At 39.3% G+C, this 2,134-nt stretch carries 2 protein-coding genes; one reads left to right on the forward strand and one right to left on the reverse strand.

The window, feature by feature from the left end:
* Positions 1-145: 145 nt before the first annotated feature.
* Complete coding sequence (locus tag WBA23_RS23030; protein WP_424584627.1) at positions 146-652, reverse strand: inorganic diphosphatase; 507 nt, start codon at positions 650-652, stop codon at positions 146-148.
* A 92-nt stretch (positions 653-744) separates the two neighbouring features.
* Between WBA23_RS23030 and WBA23_RS23035 the strand changes: the two genes are divergently transcribed.
* Positions 745-1,827, forward strand: coding sequence for an o-succinylbenzoate synthase (locus WBA23_RS23035; RefSeq protein WP_424584628.1), 1,083 nt, complete (start codon positions 745-747; stop codon positions 1,825-1,827).
* Positions 1,828-2,134 lie beyond the last annotated feature (307 nt).

A 2,134-nucleotide genomic window follows, 5' to 3' on the forward strand; every position in this document is an offset into this window, starting at 1 on the left:
TGATACGAGTAGAATATAAGTCCTAGACAAACCGCCACGATAAAGAAAAGAAGCTTACTAGGAGTGGCTCGATAATAGGCAGTTGCGTAGGGCATATCTGATCATATTGAATAAATAAAACTTGGTATTATGGTACGGACAAGTCCTAATCGGAGCTATTTTTTTTGTAACTCTCTTTAGATTCCCAGTAAACCTCAATAGCGGCTTCTCTATCCTCCCAGCCATCAATTCCCACTTTTTTCTTTTCTAAATCTTTGTACACCTGAAAAAAATGTTCAATCTCCTTTTTCAAATGGGGATTAATTTCGTCGAGGGTATTTACCTTATTCCAGATAGGGTCGCTAACTGGAACACAAAGAATCTTAGCGTCGGGCCCCTTCTCGTCCCGCATTCGAAACAAACCAATAGGCTTCACTTCTATCAGACAACCGGGGAAAGTAGGTTCAGAAACCAGTACCAGTGCATCCAGAGCGTCACCATCACCCGCCAGCGTTTCGGGAATAAACCCGTAATCGCTCGGGTAAAACATTGATGAAAAGATCATCCGGTCGTAACGAATCATTTTTTTTTCAGGATCATACTCGTACTTATTGCGGCTTCCTTTGGGGATTTCTACAATAACATCAAAGGTGAAGTCTTCAGGGTCTTTCATAAAAAATTGCGGATTAAATGATTACGAGCGAAGGGTAAAAAACGGGAAGTAATCTTCAATTTACAATTTTTAATCTGCAATTTTCCAATCATATGAAACTACAAGCTAATTATACAAAACATACGCTAAAATTCACCTTCGTAGCAGGAACATCTCGGGGCACCCTTACGGAGCACGACACCTATTTCATAATTTTAAAGTGTAAAGATACAATGGGTATCGGCGAGTGCGCCCCACTGAAAGGCTTAAGCCCTGACTACCACTCTACAATAGAAAAGAAAATAGTGGAAGTGCTACGAAAGCTTGAAAATTACTCGATCCCAAACCATCTAAGCGAGATTGATGGCCTAATTCAGCAATTAGTTCCAGTAGAATATCCGGCTTTACGATTCGGACTAGAAACGGCTCTACGAGATTTATTATACCAAGGAAAACGAAAAATATTTCCTACTATCTTTCAGAATGATAGCTTCCCCCCTATTCCGATTAATGGTTTGGTGTGGATGGGTAATCGGGATTTTATGAAACGACAAATAGATAAAAAACTAGCCCAGGGATTTAACTGTATTAAACTAAAAATAGGAGCGATTGACTTTGCTACCGAGTTGTCATTACTAGCTTACATCCGAGAAAACTTTTCAGCCGAACAGATCACCATCCGAGTAGATGCCAATGGAGCGTTTTCCCCTAACGAAGCTTTAGATAAACTACGGCAATTGGCCGCTTACGATCCACATTCAATTGAGCAGCCCATTGCTGCGGGTCAGATTGAAGAAATGCGCAAGTTTTGCAGTAATACTCCCTTGCCTATTGCCCTTGATGAAGAACTGATCGGTGTATACAATTATCAGGCGCAAGCTAAACTTTTAGATGTTATTCATCCCCAATATATCATTTTGAAACCTACCTTACTTGGTGGACTAACAGCTACTGAGCAGTGGATTCGGTTAGCCGAAGAACGTGACATTGACTGGTGGATGACTTCGGCTTTAGAGTCTAATATCGGACTAAATGCTATTGCTCAATTTGCTGCCTACAAAAAAGTTACGGCCCCCCAAGGGTTAGGCACAGGAAAACTTTACTATAATAATATCCCTTCACCCCTTCAAATTCACCAAGGTCAACTGCATTTTGACGCCGATCTACCCTGGGATTTATCATTAATTAAGCCGTAAGTTTTTCTATTAGCCGATCAAATACTTTGTCGCTCTCTACCCCCTTACATCCGCGTTTTACTCCTTTATATAGATAATTATCTAATTTCTCAGAATTTCTTAACCTGCTGGTAGACAGTCGGCTATATCATCAATTTATCTAAAATACTTGAGCTTTTATTAAGAAATTATTAATACAGGCATGATTTTAGCACTATTCTTAATAGAATGTAAGTATTTACTGCTTTTTAGCACAATACTTCTATGTGCAACTAAATTCTTCTGATTATGAAAACTCTCCATAAATTTTTCCGAATAAGCATAATGC

It is taken from the genome of Tunicatimonas sp., from assembly GCF_049647865.1.
Lineage (GTDB): Bacteria > Bacteroidota > Bacteroidia > Cytophagales > Cyclobacteriaceae > Tunicatimonas.

Coding starts and splice junctions, on each gene's coding strand:
- WBA23_RS23030 (WP_424584627.1), bottom strand. CDS start 652: ATGAAAGACCCTGAAGACTTCACCTTTGATGTTATTGTAGAAATCCCC.
- WBA23_RS23035 (WP_424584628.1), top strand. CDS start 745: ATGAAACTACAAGCTAATTATACAAAACATACGCTAAAATTCACCTTC.